Here is a 21,939-nt window from a genome sequence, read left to right on the forward strand (position 1 = left end):
CTCGACGACGATCGTGCTGTCGGCGCGCGCCATCTACAGGCGCTCGCCGTCCTGCGGCTTCTCGACGCGATCGAGCGTGTGGATCTCGCGCGTCGCGCTGAGCACCAGCGCGTAGGAGACGCGCGATTCCACCTTGAACACCATCAGCGTGCCGGCGTACAGCTCCGGCAGCCGGACCAGCTTGCCGGTGTACGGATCGCGCGTGCTGCGGTTGGCCTGCAGGATGCTCAGCACATGGCCGGGCTCGACGCCGTTGCGCGCGCCGCGGTTCAGCGTCACGACCTGATACTGGCCGATCTGCGAAACGCCGTCATAGACCGACAGGATGCGCCCGCCGACCTTGCTCGCCGGCGCGTGCGGATAGAAGTTGGCGGCCAGCGTCTCGAGCTGCGGCTTGATCAGGCGATCGCCGGCGCGAACCTCGCGCTCGCTGTCGGTGATGAGACCGGTCGCCGGCGAACCGAACTGGCGGATCTCGATGCCGCCGACCGGCGTGCCCTCCCAGCCCAGCACTTCACCGCTGTCCGGATCGACGAACTTCTGGCCGAGACGGACCGTGTCCCAGCGCGTATCGCCGCCGGTGGGCACGTTCTGCAGATAGACGAGGCTGCCGGTCCCTTCGACCACGTGCGGATCGACGAAGCTGAGCACGTACGGCGCGCGACGCAGCTCGTCGGCGTCGACCAGGCGCGGATTCTTGAGAAAGTCGCGGATCGCCTCGAGCGGGATCGTCGGAATCGCCTGATCGAGCGGCAGCTCGCGCACGCGCGGCGAAAGGTAATCGACGTCGGCCGACACGCCGTCGGCGGCGACGATCATCGGCCGGCCGTCGCGCCAGACCAGCGTCAGCACGTCGCCCGGATAGATCAGATGCGGGTTCTTGACCTGGTCGTTGACGTACCAGATCTCCGGCCACTGCCAGGGCTGTTCGAGGAAGTGCCCGGCGATGCCCCACAGCGTGTCGCCCTTCTTGACGACATAGCGCAGCGGCGCGTCGCTGCGCAGCGCGACCGGAGCGGACGGCGCCGCGGCGACGGCTTCCGGCACCGCGCTCGGCGGCACCTGCGGCGCCTCGGCGGGCGCCGCCTCGGTATGCTCGGCGGGCCGGCTCGCGCAGGCAGTCAGCAGCGCGGCGAACAGCGCGCCGTGAATGATCGTCAAGCCGTTATACTTGCGCATGGCGGCGCTTCCCCCGGAGGCTCTGCCAGTACCAGACAACTCTGGCAAACTCTAGACGGCTCAATCGTTTGCCGTCAACTTCGCTGGTTGTTTCTCAAGGCCGTTCATGTCGCTGCTGACCATCCTCCACCACCCCGATCCGCGCCTGCGCCAGAAGGCCCAGCCGGTGACCGTCTTCGATGCGGCGCTGCAGACGCTGATCGACGATATGTTCGAGACCATGTACGACGCCCCCGGCGTCGGCCTCGCGGCCACGCAGGTCGGCCTCGCGCTGCGCCTGGCGGTGATGGACTGCAGCGAAGACAAGGACCAGCCGCTGCCGATGGTCATCATCAATCCGGAAATCCTCAATCCGGACGATCGCGTCGAGATGGAGGAAGGGTGCCTGTCGGTGCCCGGCATCGCCGACAAGGTGCAGCGCTACAACCGCCTGACGCTGCGTGCGCTCGACCGCAGCGGCCAGCCGTTCGAGCTGGCGGCCGAGGGCCTGCTCGCGCAGGCGATCCAGCACGAGATCGACCACCTCGACGGCAAGCTCTACATCGACTACCTGTCGGCACTCAAGCGCGAGCGCATCACCAAGAAGCTGGCCAAGGCGCGCCGCGCATGAGGCGCGTTCTTGCCGCACTCGCGCTCGCCGCCGTCGCGGGCGGCGCGACGGGTGCGCCGCTGCCGGTCGAGACCCTGGCCGGCCGCAGCCTCACGGTTCCCGACGGACTCGCCGGCGATCCGCGCCTGCTGGTCGTCGCCTTCACGCACGACGCGCGCAAGCTCACCGAGCAGTGGGACCAGCGGCTGGCGGCGCTGTGCGCCGGCCCTGCGCCGAGCTGCTACGACGTGGCCATCATCGAAAAGATGCCAGGCTTCGTGCGCGGCTTCGCGATCGGCCGGATGCGCGACAAGGTCGCAGCGGCCCGCCAGCCGTACTTCCTGCTGGCGAAAACCGGCACCGCGGATTGGCGGCAGCTTGCCGGTGCGCCGGACGAGCCGGGCGACGACGCCTACCTGGTCGTGCTCGCCGCCGACGGCAGCGTGAAATGGCGCGGCCACGGCGCCTGGAGCGCGCCCCTCGAAGCCGAGCTCCGGCAGGCGCTCGCGCCATGAGGCTCGTGTTCGCCGGCACGCCGGACTTCGCGGTCGCGGCGCTCGACGCGCTGCACGCCGCCGGGCATGAGATCGTCGGCGTCTACACGCAGCCCGACCGCCCGGCCGGCCGCGGCCGCAAGCTGACGCCGTCGCCGGTCGCGCAGCGTGCGGCGGCGCTGGGCCTGCCCCTGTTCAAACCCGAACGCCTGAAGGGCGAAGCCGAGCAGCAGCAACTGCGCACGCTGGCGCCCGAGGTGATGGTGGTGGTCGCCTACGGCCTGATCCTGCCGCAGGCGGTGCTCGACATCCCGCGCCTGGGCTGCCTCAACATCCACGCCTCGCTGCTGCCGCGCTGGCGCGGCGCGGCGCCGATCCAGCGCGCGATCGAGGCCGGCGACGCCGAGAGCGGCGTGACGATCATGCGCATGGACGCCGGCCTCGACACCGGCCCGATGCTGCTGCGCGAAGCGGTGCCGATCGACGCGCAGACCACCGCGGCGACGCTGCACGACGCGCTCGCCGCAGTCGGCGCGCGCCTGATCGTCGAGGCCCTGCGCCGCCTCGCCGACGGCACGCTGGCCGAACAGGTGCAGCCGGCCGACGGCGTCACCTACGCGCGCAAGCTCGACAAGGACGAAGCACGCATCGCCTGGCACGAACCGGCGGCGCAGATCGCGCGCCGCATCCGCGCCTTCAATCCGGTGCCGGTCGCCTGGAGCGAACTCGACGGCGAACGCGTGCGCTTCTATGCCGCCAGCGCGGAGCGCGGCGACACCGCCGGCGCCGAGCCGGGCCGCATCGTCCGCGCGGATGCGCACGGCATCGCGATCGCCACCGGCGACGGCCTGCTGCGCGCCGAAACCCTGCAATGGCCCGGCGGCAAGCCACTGTCGGCCGCCCAGATCGCCAGCGGCCGCACGCTGGCCGGACGGCGTTTCACATGAATCCCGACACCCCGAATCCGCCGCCGGCCGACGACGACGATCTGCCGCCGCCGCCCGATCATCCGGACTGCTGCTTCAGCGGCTGCGCGCAATGTGTGCTCGACGATTACACCGAGGCGATGCGGCGCTGGCGAGCGGAAGTCGAGGCCATCCGGCAGCGTCGCGCCGACGAACGGCGCGGCTAGCCGCGCGCCGCCACGGCTTTACGCAGTTCGGCGGTCAAAACACTGCCGTGCATCCGCCGTGCCCGCGTCGCGGCCGGCGACGCCCCTATGCTGGCGTTCATTCAATGCGGCGCCCGTGCGGTACCGGGAGGAGATCGGGCATCCGGCCAGCGCTCGCTTGAACGGCGCCGACGGGCGGTCATCCGGATCGCACGAACGGCCTTCAGGTCCGGCCGTTTCGGCCGCAGAGACCGCAAAAGCCGGAGCGTGCTGTGCTGAATGAATTCGTCGTGGTGTTCGGTCCGTTGAAGCTGGTGATCGCCGGCCTGCTGTTCTTCAATCTCGCATGGATCGCCGTCCGCAAGTGGTTCGTGCTCGGCGTGATCGGCGTCAGTGCCGGCGAGATCTCGCTGCCGCATCTCTGGGCCCAGGCGCAGCATCTGGGCGTGCGGGCCGCCGAGAACCCGGGCAGCCTGCTCGCTAGCGCGCAGCAGCACGCCGGCAGCGGCGACATCGCCTACATCCTGCTCGGCAACGCGCTGCTGGCCGTGGCGATCTGGTTCGCGGTGCGCAGCCTGCAACTGTGGGCGCGCGCCACCGTGAAGCGCCACGAGGAAGAGTTCTGGGAACTCGTCGAGCATGACGAGCGCCAGTGGCGCGGCGTGCCGGCGGCACGCTACGAGTCCCGCCCCGGCGACGCGGCCCCGCGCCGCCATTTCTGAGCCGCAGGGCGCGGCGCCACGGCGCGACGCGCTTCCTCGCCGCGCGCGACTATCATGTGCGCCCGCTGCCGCTGTCCGACGCCATGAAGCCCGCCGCCCCGCCGTCCCGCCATCACGCCAACGTGCGCGCCAGCAGCGCCCGGGCGGTCAGCCGCGTGCTGCGCGGCACCAGCCTCGACGATGCGCTGCTGCCGGCGGCGCGCTTCCGGATGCCGGCCGACGCGGCGATGACGCGCATGCTCGCCTACGGCGTGCTGCGCGAACTGAGCCTGCTGCAGGCCCTGGCCGCCCAGCTGGTCGACAAGCCGCTGGCGCAGGACGATGAAGTCCACGGCCTGCTGCTGGTCGGCCTCTATCAGCTGCGCAACCTCGCGACGCCGCCGCACGCGGCGATCAACGAAACCGTCGCCGCCGCCGAAGTCCTCAGGCGCCCGCAGGCCCAGGCCTTCCTCAACGCGGTATTGCGCCGCTACACGCGCGAGCAGGCGGCGCTGGAAGCCGCGCTGCCGGCCGATCCGGCGGTGCGCTACTCGCACCCGGCCTGGCTGGTGCAGCAGATCCGCAACGACTGGCCGCAGCACTGGGAAGCGATCCTCGCCGCCAACAACGCGCAAGGCCCGCTGACGCTGCGCGTCAACCGCCGCCGCCTGCAGCGCGACGAGTACCTGAAGCGGCTCGGCGAAATGAACATCGCGGCCCTGCCGGTCGCGGCGGCGCCGGACGCCGTGACGCTGGCCGAGGCGCGCCCGGTCGAGAAGATTCCCGGCTTCAACGGCGGCCAAGTCTCGGTGCAGGACGCCTCCGCCCAGCTCGCGGTCGAGCTGCTCGATCTCGCCGACGGCCTGCGCGTGCTCGACGCCTGCGCGGCGCCCGGCGGCAAGACCGCGCACATGCTAGAACGCGCGGACGTCGACGTGACCGCGCTGGATCGCGATCCGCAGCGCCTGATCCGCGTCGACGAGAACCTGCGCCGCCTCAAGCTCGGCGCGAAACTGATCGCCGGCGACGGCGGCGAGCCGCTGCGCTGGTGGGACGGCAAGCCGTTCCACCGCATCCTGCTCGACGCGCCGTGCTCGGGCACCGGCGTCATCCGGCGCCACCCGGACATCAAGTGGCTGCGCCGCGACTCCGACATCGCCGGCCTGCAGGCCCAGCAGCTGCGCCTGCTGAAGAGCGCGTGGGGCCTGCTCAAGCCGGGCGGCCGTCTGGTCTACGCGACCTGCTCGCTGCTGCGCGCCGAAGGCGACGAGATCCTGCAGCGCTTCCGCCTGCTGCAGGACAAGCTCGAGCTGGTGCGCATCAATGCCGACTGGGGCGAGGCGACCGAGTTCGGCCGCCGCCTGCCGCCGGGCGGCAGCCACGACGGCTTCTACTACGCCGTGCTGCGCAAAACCGGCTAGAGCGCCGCGGCGTCGGACTTACACTGCCGCCATGGAAAGCCTCAAGGACTGGCTCGAACTGCTGAGCTATCTGGTCACGGTGATCGGCCTGCCGTTCGCGATCGTGGCCTTCCAGCTCGAACAGCGCAAAGAGCGGCGCAACGAGCGCGACGAGATCTATCGCCAGCTGTCCGACGAGTACGCCAACTTCCTGCGGCTCGCCCTCGAACACAGCGACCTGCATCTGTTCCGCCAGCCGTCGCCGCCGCTCGACAGCGAGCAGAACGAGCGCAAGCAGGTGCTGTTCGGATTGCTGGTGTCGCTGTTCGAACGCGCTTTCCTGCTGCTCTACGAAGAGCGCATGGCCCCGGGCATGCGGCGCCAGTGGTCGTCGTGGGAGGACTACATGCGCGAATGGTGCCGGCGCAGCGACTTCCGGGCGGCCCTGCCCGGCCTGTTGCGCGGCGAGGACGAGGCCTTCCGCCGCCTGATCGAGCGCTTCGCCCGCGAAGAAGCGGGACCGGCCGCGCCGCCGGCACAAAAAAGCCCCGCATGAGCGAGGCTGTTCGAAATAAAGCGGGGAGAGTGGCGGCCGGTCAGTGCCTCCCCCGAAGCCATGACCGCCCGCCGAACTCCCCAGAACCACGAAACCACTCCCCCCGATTCAGCGGCGTGGCCGCTGTCGATGTGGGCGGACTATACGGCCGCGTTTCCGGCGGTCGGCATAGTAAAAATTCACTTATGGGGAACTTCCTACAAACTCCTCATCGAGTTCCCGCTGCCGCCCGTCCGGGGCGGCCGCAGGCCCGTCGGACCGCAATCTTGCAGCGCAGCATGAAGCCGGCGTAAGGTGCGCCCCCCATGAAAATCGTCATCCTCGGCGCCGGTCAGGTCGGTTCGACCCTCGCCGAGAACCTCACCAGCGAGCGCAATGATGTGACCGTCGTCGACACCGACGCGGCCGCGCTCGAGGATCTGCAGGAGCGTCTCGACCTGCGGACGATCCACGGTCATGCCTCCCATCCGAGCACGCTGCGCCAGGCCGGTCTCGACGACGCCGACATGGTCATCGCCGTCACCGACAGCGACGAGACCAACATGCTGGCGTGCAAGATCGCCGACACGCTGTTCAAGACGCCGACCAAGATCGCCCGCATCCGCGCCACCGACTACCTGCGCGAGGAAAAGCTGTTCGGCGCCGAGGCGCTGCCGGTGGATATGCACATCTCGCCGGAGCAGCTGGTCACCGACCAGATCCGCCGCCTGATCGAGTATCCGGGTGCGCTGCAGGTCGTCGACTTCGCCGACGGCAAGGTCCGTCTGGTCGGCGTGCGCGCCTACTACGGCGGCCCGCTCGTTTCGCGCCAGCTCAAGGAACTGCCGCAGCATCTGCCGGGGGCCGATGCGCGCGTCGCCGCGATCTACCGCCGCGGCCGGCCGATCATTCCCGAAGGCGACACCGTGATCGAGGCCGAGGACGAGGTGTTCTTCGTCTCCGCCGCGCACCACGCGCCGAAGATCATCGCCGAGCTGCGCCGCATCGACAAACCGGTACGCCGCGTGATGCTGGCCGGCGGCGGCAACATCGGCTTCCGCCTCGCGCGGGCGCTCGAAGACAGCCGCATCCAGGTCAAGATCATCGAGCGCTCGCGCGACCGCGCGCGCTACCTGTCCGAGAACCTGCGCAACACCGTCGTGCTCGCCGGCGACGGCGCCAACGAGGCCTTGCTGCGCGAGGAGAACATCGAGGACATCGACGTCTTCTGCGCGATCACCAACGACGACGAGGCCAACATCCTCTCGGCGATGCTCGCCAAGCGCCTCGGCGCGCGCAAGGCGCTGTGCCTGATCAACCGCCTCTCGTACGTCGAACTGGTCGAAGGCGGCAGCATCGACGTCGCCATCTCGCCGCAGCAGTCGACCGTCTCGGCGCTGCTGTCGCGCGTGCGCCGCGGCGATGTGGTGCGCGTGCACTCGCTGCGCCGCGGCGCCGCCGAGGCGATCGAGGCCGTCGCGCACGGCGACCGCAACAACTCCAAGGTCGTCGGCCGCCGCCTCGAGGAGATCAAGCTGCCGGCCGGCTCGACGATCGGCGCGATCGTGCGCGGCGACGAGGTCATCATCGCCCACCACGACACCGTGATCGAGGCCGAGGACCACGTCATCCTCTTCATCGTCGACAAGAAGCGCGTCGCCGAAGTGGAGAAGCTGTTCCAGGTCGGCTTCTCGCTGCTGTAGGCCGCGGATGCGTCTGGCGCTCACGAGTTCGTCGTCTGTCGCGCCGCCACGCCGCCGGTTTGCCGCCGTGCAGCGCATCACCGGCCTGCTGCTGATGGGCTTCTCGACCACCATGCTGCCGCCGGTCGCCGTCGACCTCTGGTACGGTGACGGCGCCTGGCGCGCGTTCCTCGAAGGCCTGTGGATCGCGCTCGCCGTCGGCGCGCTGGTCTGGTGGCCGGTGCGGCGCCACCGCAGCGAGCTCAAGGTCCGCGACGGCTTCCTCGTCGTGGTGCTGTTCTGGGCGGTGCTGTCGGCGTTCGGTGCGGTGCCGTTCCTGGAAACGCACGCCGGCTGGCACTCCTACACCGAGGCACTGTTCGAATCGGTCTCCGGCCTGACGACGACCGGCTCGACCACCATCGCCAGCGGCCTCGACCAGATGCCGCGCGCGATCCTCTACTACCGCTCGCAGCTGCACTGGCTCGGCGGCATGGGCATCATCGTGCTGGCGGTTGCGGTACTGCCGATGCTCGGCGTCGGCGGCATGCAGCTGTACAAGGCCGAAACGCCCGGCCCGATGAAAGACACCAAGCTGACGCCGCGCATCACCAGCAGCGCGCGCGCGCTGTGGACGGTGTACGTGGTGCTGACGCTGGCCTGCACGCTGGTCTACTGGCTGCTCGGCATGACGCCGTTCGATGCGATCTGTCACGCGATGTCGACGCTGTCGACCGGCGGATTCTCGACGCACGACGCCAGCTTCGCCTACTACAACCGGGCCGGTCTCGAAATCGCCGCGATGTTCTTCATGCTGGCCGGCGCCTCGAACTTCGCGCTGCACTATCTGGCCTGGGAAAACCGCTCGCTGCGCGGCTACTTCCACAACACCGAGTTCGGCGCCTTTCTCCTTACCTACGTGATCCTCGGCCTGATCGTCTGCTCGGCGCTGTATTTGCACGGCACCTACGACAGCATCGGCACCGCGATCCGCCGCGGCCTGTTCCAGGTCGTCGCCTACGGCACCGACGCCGGCTTCGCGACCGCCGATCCCAGCGCCTGGCCGAGCTTCGTGCCGCTGCTGCTGGTGCTGGCGACCTTCATCGGCTGCAGCGCCGGTGGCACCGGCGGCGGCGTCAAGGTGATCCGCCTGGTGCTGTTCATGAAGCAGGCCGCTCGCGAGATCACGCGCCTGATCCACCCCAACGCGGAAGTGCCGATCAAGCTCGAAAGCAAGATCGTGCCGGACACCGTGGTCTACGCGATCGGCGGCTTCTTCTCGATCTATATCGGCTTCACGATCGTGCTGACCTTCGCGATGATCGCCACCGGCCTCGACTCGGTGACCGCGTTCTCGGCCGTCGCTGCGGCGATCAACAATGCCGGCCCCGGCCTCAACAGTGTCGTCGCCAACGTCGCCGGCGTCAGCGACGTCGGCAAGTGGGTGCTGATCGTCGCGATGCTGGCGGGGCGCCTCGAAATCTTCACGCTGCTGGTGATCTTCACCCCGGCCTTCTGGCGCCGCTGAGGCGACGTCGCCTCAGTCCTCGGCGGCGCGTTCGCTCGACCGCAGGAACGACCAGGCCAGGCCGATCGTCGCCGAATAGCCGTTGGCGCGCCGGAACAGCGGGCTGTCCTCGTTGGCGGCGCCGTCGTGGTTGTACCAGCGCACGCTGATCAGGCCGCGCAGGCTCGGCGTGAACGAGTACCAGGCGCGCGCGCCGAGCGAGCTGCCGAGATAGCCGGCCGACGCGCGATAGGCCGGCCGCTCCGGCGTCGCGTAGACCGGCTCCACCTCGTAGAAATAGCGCTGCAGGCGCTCGCTCGCGAACTCGCTGACCAGCGAGGCGTTCAGTGCCAGCCGGCCGTCGAGGAAGCGCTCGTTCACGTAGGCCAGCTCGGGCGCGAAGCGCAGGCCCTGCCAGCCGAGATCGGAGCCGACCGAAACCACACCGCGTACCGGCAGGTTCACGACGATCAGCGACTTCGGGTGCGGGCCGGGATAGCTGAGGCGCAGGTTGGGCCCGAGTTCGACGAGATAGTCCAGATCCGGCATGCCGCGGCGCGCGTCGGTGTCGCTGGCGTCGCTCGACAGCGAGCCGCCGCCGCTGATGTCGATCTCCAGGTTCGGCGCCAGGCGCCGGCGCAGGCGCGAGCCGTTGTCGTCGGCGCGCAGCACGCGGCCACGGTAGATGAAATACGGCACCGGCAGCACCAGATGGCGGGATTCATCGGACGCCGGGTAATCCGGAATGGTCAGCGCCGCCAGCAGCACGCCGCCCTCCCAGCGCGGCAGATCCGCGGCCGACGCCGGTCGCGTCTCCGTCGTGATGGGCTGTATCTGTGCATGCGCGGCCGGCGTCAGGACGGCGGCGATGACGGCGAGCAGGGCCGGCAGCGGACGCGAGCCGGGACGACGGACGGGCAGCCTCATGCGGAAGACCGGGAAACGGGCACGAGCCCTTATCGTGCCCGATCCATGCGTCATACGTGCGAACGCGGTTCGCACGCCGCCCGCGCCATCTCAGCGCGCGGGGCCCGCCCATCCGTCGCGCTCGGCCGCGGCGATCGCCGCCTGAAGCGCTTCGTACGAGCCGGCGCTGCGGCGCACGATCGCGATGTAGGCATCGCTGCGGGCGTGCTCCGGCGCCGCGAACACCGCCCGGCGCAGGCATCGGTAGACGCGCTCGCGCTCGGCGGCGACGAACCACTGCGCGATCTCGGCGCGCACACGCTCCTCGATGTCGGCGGGCCCGGCCGGTTCGGCCCGGGCGAGTTCATGCAAGGTCTTGAAGGACAGGATCATGGCAGCCTCCGGGTGGCCCCGGGACGCTACGCCGGCGCCGGTCACGACCGCGCTGAAATGTGTAAGCCGATGTTTCCGCGCGCCGCGCGCGTGGCGCGCCCGGCCCCGCTCTGGTCTAATTTCGGCACGCGACGCTGCGCCACCTCCATCACCTGCCCATCGCCATGTCGGTCTTCACCAAGGTCAGCCACACCCAGCTGCGCAAGTTCCTGAAGCAGTATCCGGTCGGACCGCTGATCGGCTTCCAGGGCATCGGCGAGGGCGTCGAGAACACCAACTATTTCGTCGACACCGAGGACGGCCGCTGGGTGCTGACGCTGTTCGAGCGCCTCAACTACGCCGACCTGCCGTTCTTCCTCGGCCTGATGGACCACCTCGCGTCGCGCGGCTTTCCGAGCGCGATGCCGGCGCGCACGCACGACGGCAAGAATCTGGTCACGCTCAACGGCAAGCCGGCCGCGCTGGTGCGGCGCCTGGTCGGCCAGAGCGTGCTGTTCCCGAACCTGGAGCAGTGCAGCCAGGTCGGCCGCTCGCTCGGCGAACTGCACGTCGTCGGCCAGTCCTACGCCGGCCACTGCGACAACTCGCGCGGCGCGCTGTGGCGCGAGCAGACCGGCCGCCTGCTGGCGCGCAAGACGCGCGAGGCCGGCATCCGCAAGCTGATCGACGACGAGCTCGCGCAGCAGATGTCGATCGACCTCGCGGCGCTGCCGCAGGGCGTGATCCACGCCGACCTGTTCCGCGACAACGTGCTGTTCGTCGACGACCGCCTGACCGGCATCATCGACTTCTACTACGCCTGCAACGACGCGCTGCTCTACGACCTCGCCGTCACCGTCAACGACTGGTGCTTCGAGCCCGACGGCACGCCGAACCCGGCGCGCTGGGATGCGATGGTGTCCGCCTACCGCTCGCGCCGCGAGCTGAGCGAAGCCGAGCGCGCCGCCTGGCCGCTGGTGCTGCGCGCCGCGGCGCTGCGCTTCTGGCTGTCGCGCCTCTACGACTGGACCTTCCCGCGCGAAGGCGACGTCGTGCACATCAAGGACCCGGAACAGTACCGGCGTATCCTCTCGTACCACCGCGAGCACGCGCCGCCGGCGCTGTAAGCGCGCAGCAAAAAGGGGGCGCCTTGCGGCGCCCCCTTTCGTTTCGGCCGCCGGCCGCCTCAGCGATCCCGGCGGATCTGCCGGATCTGCCTGAAGCTCACCAGCCTGCGGCTGGCCTCGTCCCACAGCGCCAGGCGCATGGTGCCGAAGCTGCCGAAGAAAGTGATCGCCTTGACCTGCTGGAACAGCGGATCAGCCTCGTGGCATTGCTGCAGGTAGTAGTTCGGAATGCGCGCGCTGAGATGATGGATGTGGTGGAAGCCGATATTGCCGGAGAACCACTGCAGCACGCGCGGCAGCTTGTAGAACGAGCTGCCCTTGAGCGCCGCGCTCACGTAGTCCCAGTTGCTGCCGCGCGCCCAGTAGACGTCCTCGAACTGGTGCTGCACGTAGAACAGCCAGACGCCGATCGCGCCGGCCACGGCCAGCACCGTCAGCTGGATCGCCAGATACGCCCAGAACCCGAACAGCGCGCTCATCGCGATCGCGCCGCACAGCATCGCCAGATTGGTCCACCACACCGAGTGCCGCTCGCGCACGCCGGCGCGCGGCGACGGGTAGCGCTGCATGACGAGGAACACGAACAGCGGCGCGACCACGAACAGGATGATCGGGTTGCGCGCGAGCCGGTACGCGAAACGCTTCCAGCGCGACGACTCCAGATATTCCTGGACCGTCATCGTCCAGATGTCGCCGGTGCCGCGCTTGTCGAGGTGGCCGGCGGTGGTGTGGTGAATGCCGTGCTGCCAGCTCCAGTGCTGGAACGGCGTCACCGTCAGCACGCCGGAGATGAATCCGACCACGTTGTTGGCGCGCGGCGAGCTGAGATAGGAGCCGTGGCCGCAGTCGTGAAAGATGATGAAGATGCGTACCAGCAGCGCGCCGGCCAGCACCGCGAGCGGCACCGTCAGCCACCACGACACCGACAGGCTCCAGTACAGCAGCGCCCACAGCAGCGCGTACGAACCGAAGGTATTGGCGATCTGCCACGCCGCGCGCCCGTTGGACGGCCGCTGGTAGCGGGAAACGATCTGCCGCCAGGCGGCGGCGCTGTGCTGGGGAGTGTCGGTTGCCGGCTGCGTACCACTGCTCATCGATGTCTCTTGCCCGACCGGGCATTCAAGGGGAGCCGCCGCGACGGGCGGGGCCGGCTGCGCGAACGCCGCGCGCCGGTCCGCGTATCGCGGCTTCAGCGTATCCGGCGCCAGGCGCGGCGCTCGCACGCCGGCGCCAACGCCGTCCGGCGACTCTGCGCCGCCAGCGGCGCGCACCGTACCACTATCGCGTCTGTTCTGCCTCGACGGCGTCGAGCTTGCGCTTGGCGGCGTCGTTCGCGTCGAGCGCGGCGTCGACCTTGTCGGCGATCGCGTTGCCGGCGTAGCCGACGCTTTCGGTGTTGCGGATGCCGCGCGTCTCCTCGCGACCGGCCGGCGGATCGTCGACGTGCGGTGGCTTGTCCTTCGGATGGCAGCCGGCGGCCAGCAGCGCCGCGGCCAGTCCGAGCATGACGATGGAACGATTCATCCCGATCTCCTCGACCTGAGGCCGCGAGTCTAGCGCGCCGCGCGCTCCGTGCCGCACAATCGCGGCCGCCCTGCACCGCGCCTCGGGCCGCGAGCTGCAGCGCCGGCGCCCGCCGCCGGACCATCGAACCAGTAGGGAGCAGCGATGAACGATCCGAACGCAGCGGCGGCTGCGCTCAATTCCCCGCGCCGCGTGCTGTTCGCGAGCCTGATCGGCACAACGATCGAGTTCTTCGACTTCTACATCTACGCGACCGCGGCCGTTCTCGTCTTCCCCAAACTGTTCTTCCCGGCGTCCGATCCGGCGTCGGCGACGCTGCAGTCGCTGGCGACCTTCGCGATCGCCTTTTTCGCGCGACCGATCGGCTCGGCGCTGTTCGGCCACTACGGCGATCGCATCGGCCGCAAGGCGACGCTGGTCGCGGCGCTGCTGACGATGGGCCTGTCCACCGTCGTCATCGGCCTGTTGCCGACCTACGCGACGATCGGCGTGCTGGCGCCGATCGGCCTGGCGCTGTGCCGCTTCGGCCAGGGCCTCGGCCTCGGCGGCGAATGGGGCGGCGCGGTGCTGCTCGCCACCGAGAACGCGCCGCCCGGCAAGCGCGCCTGGTACGGCATGTTCCCGCAGCTCGGCGCGCCGCTCGGCTTCATCTGCTCCGGCAGCATTTTTTTGCTGCTGTCCGAGCTGCTCAGCGACGACCAGTTCTTCGCCTGGGGCTGGCGCGTCCCGTTCATCGCCAGCGCGCTGCTGGTGCTGATGGGCCTCTACGTGCGCCTCAAGATCACCGAGACGCCGGCCTTCCAGAAGGCGCTGGACCGCGAGGAGCGCGTGCGCGTGCCGATGCTCAGCGTGTTCCGCCACCATCCGCGCGCGCTCGTGCTCGGCACGCTGCTGGCGGTGGCGACCTTCGTGCTGTTCTACCTGATGACGGTGTTCGCGCTGTCGTGGGGCACCACGGCGCTCGGCTACCCGCGCCAGCAGTTCCTGCTGATCCAGCTGTTCGGCATCCTGTTCTTCGCGCTGACGATCCCGTTCTCGGCACAGTTCGCCGACCGCCACGGCCGCCGCCGCACGCTGCTCTGGGTCACCGCGGCGATGGCCGCGTTCGGCCTGATCCTGGCGCCGCTGTTCAGCGCCGGCCTCCCTGGCGTGCTGCTGACGCTGGCGCTCGGCCTGTCGCTGATGGGCCTGACCTACGGTCCGCTCGGCACCATTCTCTCCGAGCTGTTTCCGACCGCGGTGCGCTACACCGGCGCCTCGCTGACCTTCAACCTCGCCGGCATCGTCGGCGCGTCGCTGGCGCCGTACATCGCCACCTGGCTCGCCAAAACCTACGGGCTGCAGTACGTCGGCTACTACCTGACCGCCGCGTCGCTGCTGACCTTCGTCGCGCTGTGGCTGACGCACGAGACGAAGGAAGAGAACCTCACGATTTGAAGTTCCCTTCCCCGGGCACGGGAGAAGGACCGGAGAGGGATCCTCGCGCCGCGTCGACGCCGCCGCACGACCCCTCATCCAAAACCTCTGCCCGCATGCGGGCAGAGGGAAAACAAAAACATGGAGGAGTGGAAGATGCTCAGCCTGACGCGTTACCAGTGGATCGTGCTGTTCGCCGCCTGGCTCGGCTGGGGTTTCGACCTTTTCGACAGCATCCTCTTCAACTTCGTCGCGCCGAACTGCGTGCCGACGCTGCTCGGCCTGCCGATCGGCTCGCCGGAAGCCAAGCAGGCGACGCTGTACTGGACCGGCATCCTGACCTCGCTGCTGCTGATCGGCTGGGCCGCCGGCGGCGTGCTGTTCGGCTACATCGGCGACCGCATCGGCCGCACGCGCACGATGCTGCTGACCATCCTCATGTACGCGCTCGGCACCGCCGCCTGCGCGTTCGCGCCGAACATCTGGGTGCTGCTCGTGTTCCGCCTCGTCGCCAGCCTCGGCATCGGCGGCGAATGGGCCGCCGGCGCCTCGATGGTGGCCGAGGTCATGCCCGAGAACAAACGCGTCGAGGCCGGCGCGCTGCTCTACACCTCCGCGGCGTTCGGCACCACGCTCGCCACGCTGCTCAATCTGCAGATCGCCGGACACTGGTTCGCCGACCAGCCGGAAGTCTCCTGGCGCTACGTCTTCCTGTGCGGCCTGATTCCCGCCGCCGTCGCCTTCGGCGTGCGCCTGTTCGTGCGCGAGCCGGAACGCTGGATGCACGCGGCCCGGCACGCCGCGCCGCCGCGCATCGGCGAGCTGTTCTCGCCGCAAATGCGCCGCCTCACGCTCAGCGGCTTTCTGATGGCGCTGATCGCGCTGATCACCTGGTGGAGCTGCAACGCCTTCCTGCCGACCTTCGCGACCGGCCTCGCCCAGGTGGAAGCCGCGGCCCGTGGCCTCGACCGCACGATGACGCTCAAGCTGGTCGAAGACTGGAAGTTCACGGCGACGATGGCTTTCAACGTCGGCGGCCTGATCGGCACGCTGCTGACGATCCCGGCCGCCAAGCTGCTCGGCCGCCGGCCGATGTTCGGCATCTACTTCGCCGCATCCGCCGCCGCGATCTTCCTCACCTTCGGCGCCGACCTCACCCCGCAGGCGCGGCTCTACTGCTACTTCCTGATCGGCCTGTCGGTGTTCGGCATCTTCGGCAGCTTCACCTACTACCTGCCGGAACTGTTCCCGACGCGCCTGCGCGCGACCGGCGCCGGCTTCTGCTACAACATCGGCCGCGTCATCGCCGCCGGCGGGCCGTTCATCGTCGGCCTGTACGCCTCCAAGGTCGCCAGCGGCGCGGTCGGCGTGCTGTTCTGGATCGGCGTCGTGCCGCTCGCCGGCCTGCTGCTGATGCCGCTGGTCGTCGAGACCAAGGGCCGCGCGCTGGCGGATTGAGGGCGCCCCTCAACGCCGCGGCGGCGCGCGATCGAGCGGACTCAGCGTGCCGCGGCCGCCGCGATGCAGCACATGCGTGTAGATCATCGTCGTGCCCACGTCGGCATGGCCCAGAAGCTCCTGCACGGTACGGATATCGGCGCCGCCCTCCAGCAGATGCGTCGCGAACGAGTGCCGCAAAGTGTGCGGCGTAACCGGCTTGGCGATGCCGGCGCGGCGCGCGGCGTTGCGCACGAGCTTCTGAATGCCGGACGGATCGAGATGATGCCGCTGCATGCGGCCCGATCTCGGATCACGCGAGAAGACGTCCGACACGAAGACGTACTGCCAGCCCCATTCCGTCGCCGCGTTCGGATACTTCGTCGCCAGCGCGTCGGGTAGCCAGACCGTGGCGCGCCCCGCCGCGAGATCGCGCTCGTAGCAGCTGCGCCGCTGCGCGACGAGAAGCTGCAGCGGCTCGCGCAGCGAATCCGGCAGAACCGTCACGCGGTCCTTGCCGCCCTTGCCGTCACGAACCACGATCTGCCGCTGGTCGAAATCCACATCCTTCACGCGCAACCGCAGGCCTTCCATGAGGCGCATGCCGGTGCCGTACAGGAGCTTCACCAGCAGCACCGCCGGCTCCGGCCCGCTCACCGCATCCAGCAGGGCAAAGACCTCGGACGACGACAGCACCGTAGGAAGGCGCGCAGACTTCTTGGCTCTGCTCACGTCCTGGAGCCGCGGCAGATCGATCTCCAACACCTGCCGATTGAGGAACAGCACGGCAGCGAGCGCGAGATTCTGCGTGCTCGCCGATACCTTGCGGTCCAGGGCGAGGCCGGACAGAAACGCCTCCACTTCCGCCGCCCCGAGCTCGCGCGGATGCCGCTTGCCGCTGAACAGGATGAAGCGTTTAATCCAGTGCCAATAGGTCTCTTCGGTGCGCAGGCTGTAATGCAGCGTGCGCATCTTGCTTCGGAACTGATCCACCAGACGAGGAGAAGCCGACGATGCCGTCGCGTCCGCCATCGTGTCCGCCCCTAAAAAAGCGACCGCCGCGTAATCAAGGCCTTGCGAGCGAGCAGGGCGAGTTATACGGACTGCATCACGGATTAGGCGGACAGCCTCGTCCGCCTAATTGGCGTTGGGCCTTTCTCTTGAATCCCGCTGCCTTGGTTTGCGTATTCTGGCGCTGCGACATAACGGAATAAGTTGAGGGAAAGACATGAGCGCACCGACGTCAACAAATGGTGGAGATGAAGACGAACTGCTACGCGTCGCAGTGCGCCAGGCATTAAACAGCGACGCCGTTCTTTTCTTGGGCGCTGGTGCAGCCAAAGACGCAAGAACCAAGGATGGCAACTCTCTCCCGACCGGAGCGGAGCTCTCAAACGCGCTTGCCTCTGAATGCGGACTTGGTTCCGGCTACTCACTTGATAGCATCGCCCAGCACTTCCTTGAAGTTCGCAGCGAAACAGCGTTGATCAACGCGCTCCGACGACATTTGAACGTTGCCTCCGTGGGAGACGTGCTCATAGAGCTTGCTAAGGTTCCTTGGTCGAGAGTCTGGACGACCAACTACGACGACGCCTTTGAGCGCGCATTGACTCTCGGCAAAATGACGCATTACTCCCTGACAACAGCTGCGGGCGTAGAAAACGCTCAAGGGAACAGGCTGATCCTTCTGCACATCAACGGTGCGCTTGCGCGCCTCACGCAGGCGCTCACCCCAGATTTCGTCCTTACTGCACTGGGGTACTCAACGCAGACCTTTATGGATACCGAGTGGTCAACGGTCTTTCGCAACGATCTGCAGCGCGCCAAGGCGATTGTATTTGTTGGCTACTCATTGGCTGATATTGATATCTCCAGGCTTGTCTTTAACCCTGACTTGTTTCGCGCAAAAGTGCATTTCGTGGATCGAGTGGGCGTAGATCCGGTCTTGAGGACAAAGCTTTCGAAATTCGGAACGGTGCACTCAATTGGGCTAGAAGCATTGCGCAACATCGTTGCGGAAGAACGGGCTCAGTGGGTTCCGCCACGGCTCATCGAGGAGTATCGGTGCTGGTTCCCGATCGAGCCAAAGAAGCCCCTGCGGACGGCTACCGACGACGACTTCTACGAGTTGATCTTGCGCGGCGTATCCCACGACGAACTGATCATGTCACAGCTCGAAGAGCCGACAAAGGCCACCTACACGGTTGTTAGAGATTTCGAGGCGGCGTGCATTAGTCATCTTGGACAGCAGAATGCAGTGGCAACGGTCGTTGGTTCATTTGCGAACGGCAAGACTGTCGCTCTCCGCTCTATCGCGTTGCAGCTTGCAGCTCAAGGTCGAGATGTATTTGAGTTTGGCGCTCCGATGGAGGTGGCATCTCTAGAGCTACAACGCCTCTGCAAGCGTGATTCAGCGTTTGTCCTGGTTCTCGAAAACTATTCACGAAATCTGGAACTTGTCGAGTGTTTCTGTCGATATGCTCGGCCGGACTGCGCACTGCTGCTATCGGAGCGTACTGAGGTGCACGAGCTTCGGTCTGCCGTGTTGAACGACAGAGCAAAGAGCAGGAACGTAAAGGTCTACGAGGTAGACCTACTCGAAAATAACGAAGTTGCCCGTCTGTCAGCGCTCTTGAACCTGCGTGGCTTGTGGGGTGAACGTGCTGGCTTAAGCGAAGCACAACGGCTTGCCTATCTAAAACAGGACTGCGGCCGGCAACTGCAAGCCGTTCTCATCGATGTTGCCAACTCTCCACAGATACGGACGCGTCTCGCCGACATAGTGCGTCATTTCACCTCGCTAGAAGGAGGACTTAGTGTCCTGATAACTCTGTGTTTACTTCAGGCAATCGGCGAGCAACCACGTACCGACGTTGCGGCTGAACTTCTACAACTGTCCTACGATAGCTTTCAGAGGCTGACGAGAGATGAAGTTGCACGGCAGATTCTAGCAGTCCAGTCCGGAGTGGCGGCCTTCCGATCTCCTGTGATGGCGAGTGCTGTTCTAAACGGACTACCAACAGCCACTAGCGTCACTGAGGTTGTTGCCGAGTGCGTCAAACGCGGGGAGCAGTCCCGTCGTGCCGATTCATATCTAGGAACCATATCGAAGGAGTTAATGCGGTTCGCCAACTTGGAGAGAATTCTTCCAGACAAGGGACGGCGCGTCGCGCTTCAGAACTTCTATGAAGACATAAAAACTGTTCCATCAATCCGCTCAAATCCACACTATTGGCTTCAATACGCCATGGCGCGCATGAGCCTTGGCGAGCTGTCAGTAGCACGCAAATACTTTGAGCAAAGCTACTCCCTAGCGGAGAAAATGCGGGGATACGATACATTTCAAATCGATAATCATTACTGCAGACTTCTCTTGCGAGAAGCAGAGAACACTACCGACAGCGACGAAGCATTCAAAGCGGTGGACGAAGCCTTGCAGACGCTGAAGAAGCAAGTCCTTCGCGAGAATCGCCACTATCCGTATAGATCAGCCTGGAATCTCGAAGGTGTTGCCAAAAGGCATGGCAAATCATGGACGGAAAGCCAACGGCAGTCCGTCGCAAGTGCTGCAAGATATCTAATCGATGCAGCGAAGCGGCTTGATGATCACGTTGCACGGTCAGTTGCAGTCGTGGGCGGCCTTCAGCGGCTCAACAACGTAATTGCTGAACTGTCTTAGCCTTTGGGGGGTACAAAGGCCCAACAACAGGTACATGGACTCCTCCCGCAAGCGCGCAGGTGAAGTGAATCGCTGATCGCGGCGTGCGAAGGTGGTTGCAGTCGTACATTCGGCTTCGTCGAGGGCCTGCGCTGCAGGCCGAGCCTTCATGGAAATCCGCGCCGGGAGAGCCACACGCTCGCAACGAGCTTTTACGCGCTCACGCTTGTTATCGGCTTTGTTTCCCGGACGGTCCGACCGTCTACGCCATGATCCGCTGTCTTCTCCTGCGCAACCGCTGGAAAGGTTTTGGTTCTGCTCCCGATCAGGCGGCGGCAGCAGCTTGATTCGGATCAAACACGGTGCCGTGCCGCCAAGTCGCCCAGGCGATGCGCGCCAGTTTGTTGGCCAGTGCGCAGGTCGCCTTGTTGTGATTCGTTCGCTCTTTCAGCGCGAGCGCCCATCGCTGTAGCGCGTTGAGTGGCTGCCCGGCACGTTGCATCTGCCCGGCCCTGAGCAGTACGGCTCTGGCGCCGTGCGTGAGCAGCATGCGCACGTAGCGATCGCCGCGCTTGCTGATGCCGCCGAGTTTTCGGATGTGGCCGCTGGAGTGTTCGCGCGGCGTCAGCCCCAGCCATTAGGCGAGGTGTCGGCCGTCGCGATAGTGCTTGGCGTCGTTGGCGCTTGCATACAGCGCGGTGGCAGTGAGAAGACCGATGCCGGAGATGTCGCGCAGATGTTCGATGACGGGGTTCTGCCGGCTGATCGCTTCGAGCTGGCGCTCCACGGCGACGATGCGATGCTCCAGATCGTGAATCTCGTCGAGCAGCGTCTGCAGCGCCGGCCGCAGCATCGGTGGCAGGGCTTCATCATCGAGCGCCTCCGGAATCAGCTTCATTACCGCAGCGGCGCCGACCGGCAGGATCAAGCCGAATTCGCGCAGCAAACCGCGCAGCGTGTTGATGCGCGCTGTGCGCGTTTCCATCCATGCGCTGCGGCAGCGGTGCAAACCCTGAATCGCCTGATGCTCGGTCGTTTTCACCGGCACCGGCAAAATCTCGGGATTCCTCGCCGCTTCGAGCATCGCCAGACAGTCGGCGCGATCGGTCTTGTTGCGGCGTCGATACGCACAAACATGCGGCACCGGCAGCAGCCGCACCGAGTGGCCCAGCCGCTGCATCATCCGTGCCCAGTGATGCGCACCGCCACAGGCTTCCAGCACGAACGAGGCTCGCTCGCGCGTCGCCAGGTATTCGGAGAACTGTGGGCGATTCAGGCGCACACGCCGCCGCACCTTGCCTGCACCATCGGCCTCCGCCACCTCGAAAACCGGCTTTGCGGTATCCACCGCGATGAGCGTAGATTCCATGTCCGGACTCCTCCTGTTGGATAGCTGATGATTCGCATCTCCAGCTTGGCACTTCGATGCCGCTCAAAACAGCGGGAGGAGTCCATTCCATCATTCAAGCCGACGCCGCCTCGCGGCGCGGCTTAATTCAGGCGTTTGGCCTAACCAAATGGCACATCTCGCGCGCTCTGTAGCCTCTCTGCGAATCTTTGGCGACGATCTCCAACCTGAAGAGATTACTAGGCTGCTTGGGTGTGCGCCGACAAAGGCATGGCCTAAGGGCCACGTCCAAGTAAGTAAGTCCGGCCGTGAGTTCGTAAAAAAGTCTGGTGGCTGGCTTCTGCACGCCAGCGACACTGAACCCGAGAACCTAGACGGTCAGGTCTCGGAGTTGCTCGCAAAGCTCACAAGCGATCTGGGCATATGGGCCGAGCTGGCGCAGCGCTTCGAAATAGATCTTTTCTGTGGGTGGTTTATGGAATGCTCAAATGAAGGCGTCTCTGTTTCAACCGCAACAATGCTGGCCCTTGGAGAGCGCGGTATTGAGCTGTCTCTAGACATTTACGGTCCCGATGAAAAGGGAGAGTGTGAGCCTGCATCGGCCCAACCATCGCTTCCAGCCGACGTGACGGTTCCTACGGTTTAGTGGACACCCTGAACTAACCCTTCAGGAGTCCTCAGATGCCGATGCCAGGCCCAAGAACGACGTATCGTTTTAGTCCGGAATTCAAAGCCACCGCCGTCAGGTTGAGTTCGCTACCGGGCGTAGCTATCAAGGATGTTGCCGAATCGCTTTACATTCATCCGTTCATGCTGTCTCGTTGGCGCAAGCAAGCACGAGAGGGCCTGATTGTGACCAAGGGCGTATCGGTGGACCGGGATGTGGCGGCAGAGCTCAAGGAGCTGCGCAAGGTGAAAAAGGCCTATGAGCAACTCAAGGTTGAGCATGACCT

The 21,939-nt window shown here is 66.6% G+C and carries 21 protein-coding genes and 1 pseudogene; 15 read left to right on the forward strand and 7 right to left on the reverse strand.

Annotated elements, in window-relative coordinates:
* Positions 1 to 33 precede the first annotated feature (33 nt).
* Positions 34 to 1,179: a LysM peptidoglycan-binding domain-containing protein gene (locus K343_RS0117670; RefSeq protein WP_051278691.1), complete on the reverse strand. Its 1,146-nt coding sequence runs from the start codon at positions 1,177 to 1,179 to the stop codon at positions 34 to 36.
* Positions 1,180 to 1,285: 106 nt separating this feature from the next.
* On the opposite strand from K343_RS0117670, the gene def reads away from it, so the two are divergent.
* The 9 genes from def (at position 1,286) to K343_RS0117715 (ending at position 9,219) form a co-directional block, all read left to right on the forward strand.
* Positions 1,286 to 1,789, forward strand: coding sequence for a peptide deformylase (gene def, locus K343_RS22765; RefSeq protein ID WP_043113107.1), 504 nt, complete (start codon positions 1,286 to 1,288; stop codon positions 1,787 to 1,789).
* Positions 1,786 to 2,283 carry a hypothetical protein gene (locus K343_RS0117680; RefSeq protein ID WP_028009196.1) on the forward strand — a complete coding sequence of 166 codons (498 nt, stop codon included), beginning with the start codon at positions 1,786 to 1,788 and terminating at the stop codon, positions 2,281 to 2,283. Before def ends, K343_RS0117680 begins: the two co-directional genes overlap by 4 nt.
* Positions 2,280 to 3,209, forward strand: a complete 930-nt coding sequence (gene fmt, locus K343_RS0117685; RefSeq protein WP_028009197.1) for a methionyl-tRNA formyltransferase — start codon at positions 2,280 to 2,282, stop codon at positions 3,207 to 3,209. The genes K343_RS0117680 and fmt overlap by 4 nt, the downstream gene beginning before the upstream one ends.
* Positions 3,206 to 3,394, forward strand: coding sequence for an oxidoreductase-like domain-containing protein (locus tag K343_RS0117690; protein ID WP_028009198.1), 189 nt, complete (start codon positions 3,206 to 3,208; stop codon positions 3,392 to 3,394). Before fmt ends, K343_RS0117690 begins: the two co-directional genes overlap by 4 nt.
* Positions 3,395 to 3,645: 251 nt before the next feature.
* Entirely contained in the window at positions 3,646 to 4,095 is a 450-nt protein-coding gene (locus tag K343_RS0117695) for a hypothetical protein (RefSeq protein WP_028009199.1), read from the forward strand.
* Positions 4,096 to 4,178: 83 nt separating this feature from the next.
* On the forward strand, positions 4,179 to 5,495 hold the full coding sequence (gene rsmB / locus K343_RS0117700; protein ID WP_051278694.1) for a 16S rRNA (cytosine(967)-C(5))-methyltransferase RsmB: 1,317 nt from the start codon (positions 4,179 to 4,181) through the stop codon (positions 5,493 to 5,495).
* 31 nt (positions 5,496 to 5,526) lie between these two features.
* Positions 5,527 to 6,030 (forward strand): hypothetical protein, encoded by a 504-nt coding sequence (locus K343_RS0117705; protein ID WP_028009201.1) that lies wholly within the window; start codon positions 5,527 to 5,529, stop codon positions 6,028 to 6,030.
* Positions 6,031 to 6,335: 305 nt separating this feature from the next.
* Positions 6,336 to 7,712, forward strand: coding sequence for a Trk system potassium transporter TrkA (trkA, locus tag K343_RS0117710; protein WP_028009202.1), 1,377 nt, complete (start codon positions 6,336 to 6,338; stop codon positions 7,710 to 7,712).
* 7 nt (positions 7,713 to 7,719) lie between these two features.
* Positions 7,720 to 9,219, forward strand: coding sequence for a TrkH family potassium uptake protein (locus K343_RS0117715; protein WP_051278692.1), 1,500 nt, complete (start codon positions 7,720 to 7,722; stop codon positions 9,217 to 9,219).
* A gap of 12 nt (positions 9,220 to 9,231) precedes the next feature.
* Here K343_RS0117715 and K343_RS0117720 read toward each other — a convergent pair whose 3' ends face one another.
* Both K343_RS0117720 and K343_RS0117725 read right to left on the reverse strand, forming a co-directional pair.
* Complete coding sequence (locus K343_RS0117720; protein ID WP_028009204.1) at positions 9,232 to 10,125, reverse strand: MipA/OmpV family protein; 894 nt, start codon at positions 10,123 to 10,125, stop codon at positions 9,232 to 9,234.
* A 90-nt stretch (positions 10,126 to 10,215) separates the two neighbouring features.
* Positions 10,216 to 10,497, reverse strand: a complete 282-nt coding sequence (locus K343_RS0117725) for a hypothetical protein (protein ID WP_028009205.1) — start codon at positions 10,495 to 10,497, stop codon at positions 10,216 to 10,218.
* Positions 10,498 to 10,661: 164 nt separating this feature from the next.
* Here K343_RS0117725 and K343_RS0117730 point away from each other — a divergent pair, with 164 nt between their 5' ends.
* On the forward strand, positions 10,662 to 11,603 hold the full coding sequence (locus K343_RS0117730; protein WP_028009206.1) for a homoserine kinase: 942 nt from the start codon (positions 10,662 to 10,664) through the stop codon (positions 11,601 to 11,603).
* A gap of 59 nt (positions 11,604 to 11,662) precedes the next feature.
* Here the strand turns inward: K343_RS0117730 and K343_RS0117735 are convergent, their stop codons facing one another.
* Complete coding sequence (locus K343_RS0117735; protein WP_028009207.1) at positions 11,663 to 12,697, reverse strand: fatty acid desaturase; 1,035 nt, start codon at positions 12,695 to 12,697, stop codon at positions 11,663 to 11,665.
* A 184-nt stretch (positions 12,698 to 12,881) separates the two neighbouring features.
* Positions 12,882 to 13,127, reverse strand: coding sequence for a hypothetical protein (locus K343_RS0117740; RefSeq protein WP_028009208.1), 246 nt, complete (start codon positions 13,125 to 13,127; stop codon positions 12,882 to 12,884).
* A 144-nt stretch (positions 13,128 to 13,271) separates the two neighbouring features.
* Here K343_RS0117740 and K343_RS0117745 point away from each other — a divergent pair, with 144 nt between their 5' ends.
* Together K343_RS0117745 and K343_RS0117750 are read left to right on the forward strand one after the other, a co-directional pair.
* Complete coding sequence (locus tag K343_RS0117745; protein WP_028009209.1) at positions 13,272 to 14,564, forward strand: MFS transporter; 1,293 nt, start codon at positions 13,272 to 13,274, stop codon at positions 14,562 to 14,564.
* 120 nt (positions 14,565 to 14,684) lie between these two features.
* On the forward strand, positions 14,685 to 16,001 hold the full coding sequence (locus K343_RS0117750) for an MFS transporter (protein ID WP_245585234.1): 1,317 nt from the start codon (positions 14,685 to 14,687) through the stop codon (positions 15,999 to 16,001).
* Between the two features lie 9 nt (positions 16,002 to 16,010).
* Here the strand turns inward: K343_RS0117750 and K343_RS0117755 are convergent, their stop codons facing one another.
* Positions 16,011 to 17,012, reverse strand: a complete 1,002-nt coding sequence (locus K343_RS0117755; protein WP_028009211.1) for an integron integrase — start codon at positions 17,010 to 17,012, stop codon at positions 16,011 to 16,013.
* Between the two features lie 196 nt (positions 17,013 to 17,208).
* On the opposite strand from K343_RS0117755, the gene K343_RS24210 reads away from it, so the two are divergent.
* Positions 17,209 to 19,659, forward strand: coding sequence for an SIR2 family protein (locus K343_RS24210; protein ID WP_084615978.1), 2,451 nt, complete (start codon positions 17,209 to 17,211; stop codon positions 19,657 to 19,659).
* A 304-nt stretch (positions 19,660 to 19,963) separates the two neighbouring features.
* On the opposite strand, the pseudogene K343_RS22770 reads toward K343_RS24210, so the two are convergent.
* A pseudogene (locus K343_RS22770) lies at positions 19,964 to 21,007 on the reverse strand (IS110 family RNA-guided transposase).
* A 148-nt stretch (positions 21,008 to 21,155) separates the two neighbouring features.
* On the opposite strand from K343_RS22770, the gene K343_RS24215 reads away from it, so the two are divergent.
* Complete coding sequence (locus K343_RS24215) at positions 21,156 to 21,632, forward strand: DUF4279 domain-containing protein (RefSeq protein ID WP_084615979.1); 477 nt, start codon at positions 21,156 to 21,158, stop codon at positions 21,630 to 21,632.
* Positions 21,633 to 21,667: 35 nt separating this feature from the next.
* Positions 21,668 to 21,939, forward strand: a 272-nt coding sequence (locus tag K343_RS24220) for a transposase (protein ID WP_154662644.1), incomplete at its 3' end; no start/stop codon positions are given.

The sequence above is a fragment of the Solimonas flava DSM 18980 genome, from assembly GCF_000426685.1.
GTDB classification, from domain to species: domain Bacteria; phylum Pseudomonadota; class Gammaproteobacteria; order Nevskiales; family Nevskiaceae; genus Solimonas; species Solimonas flava.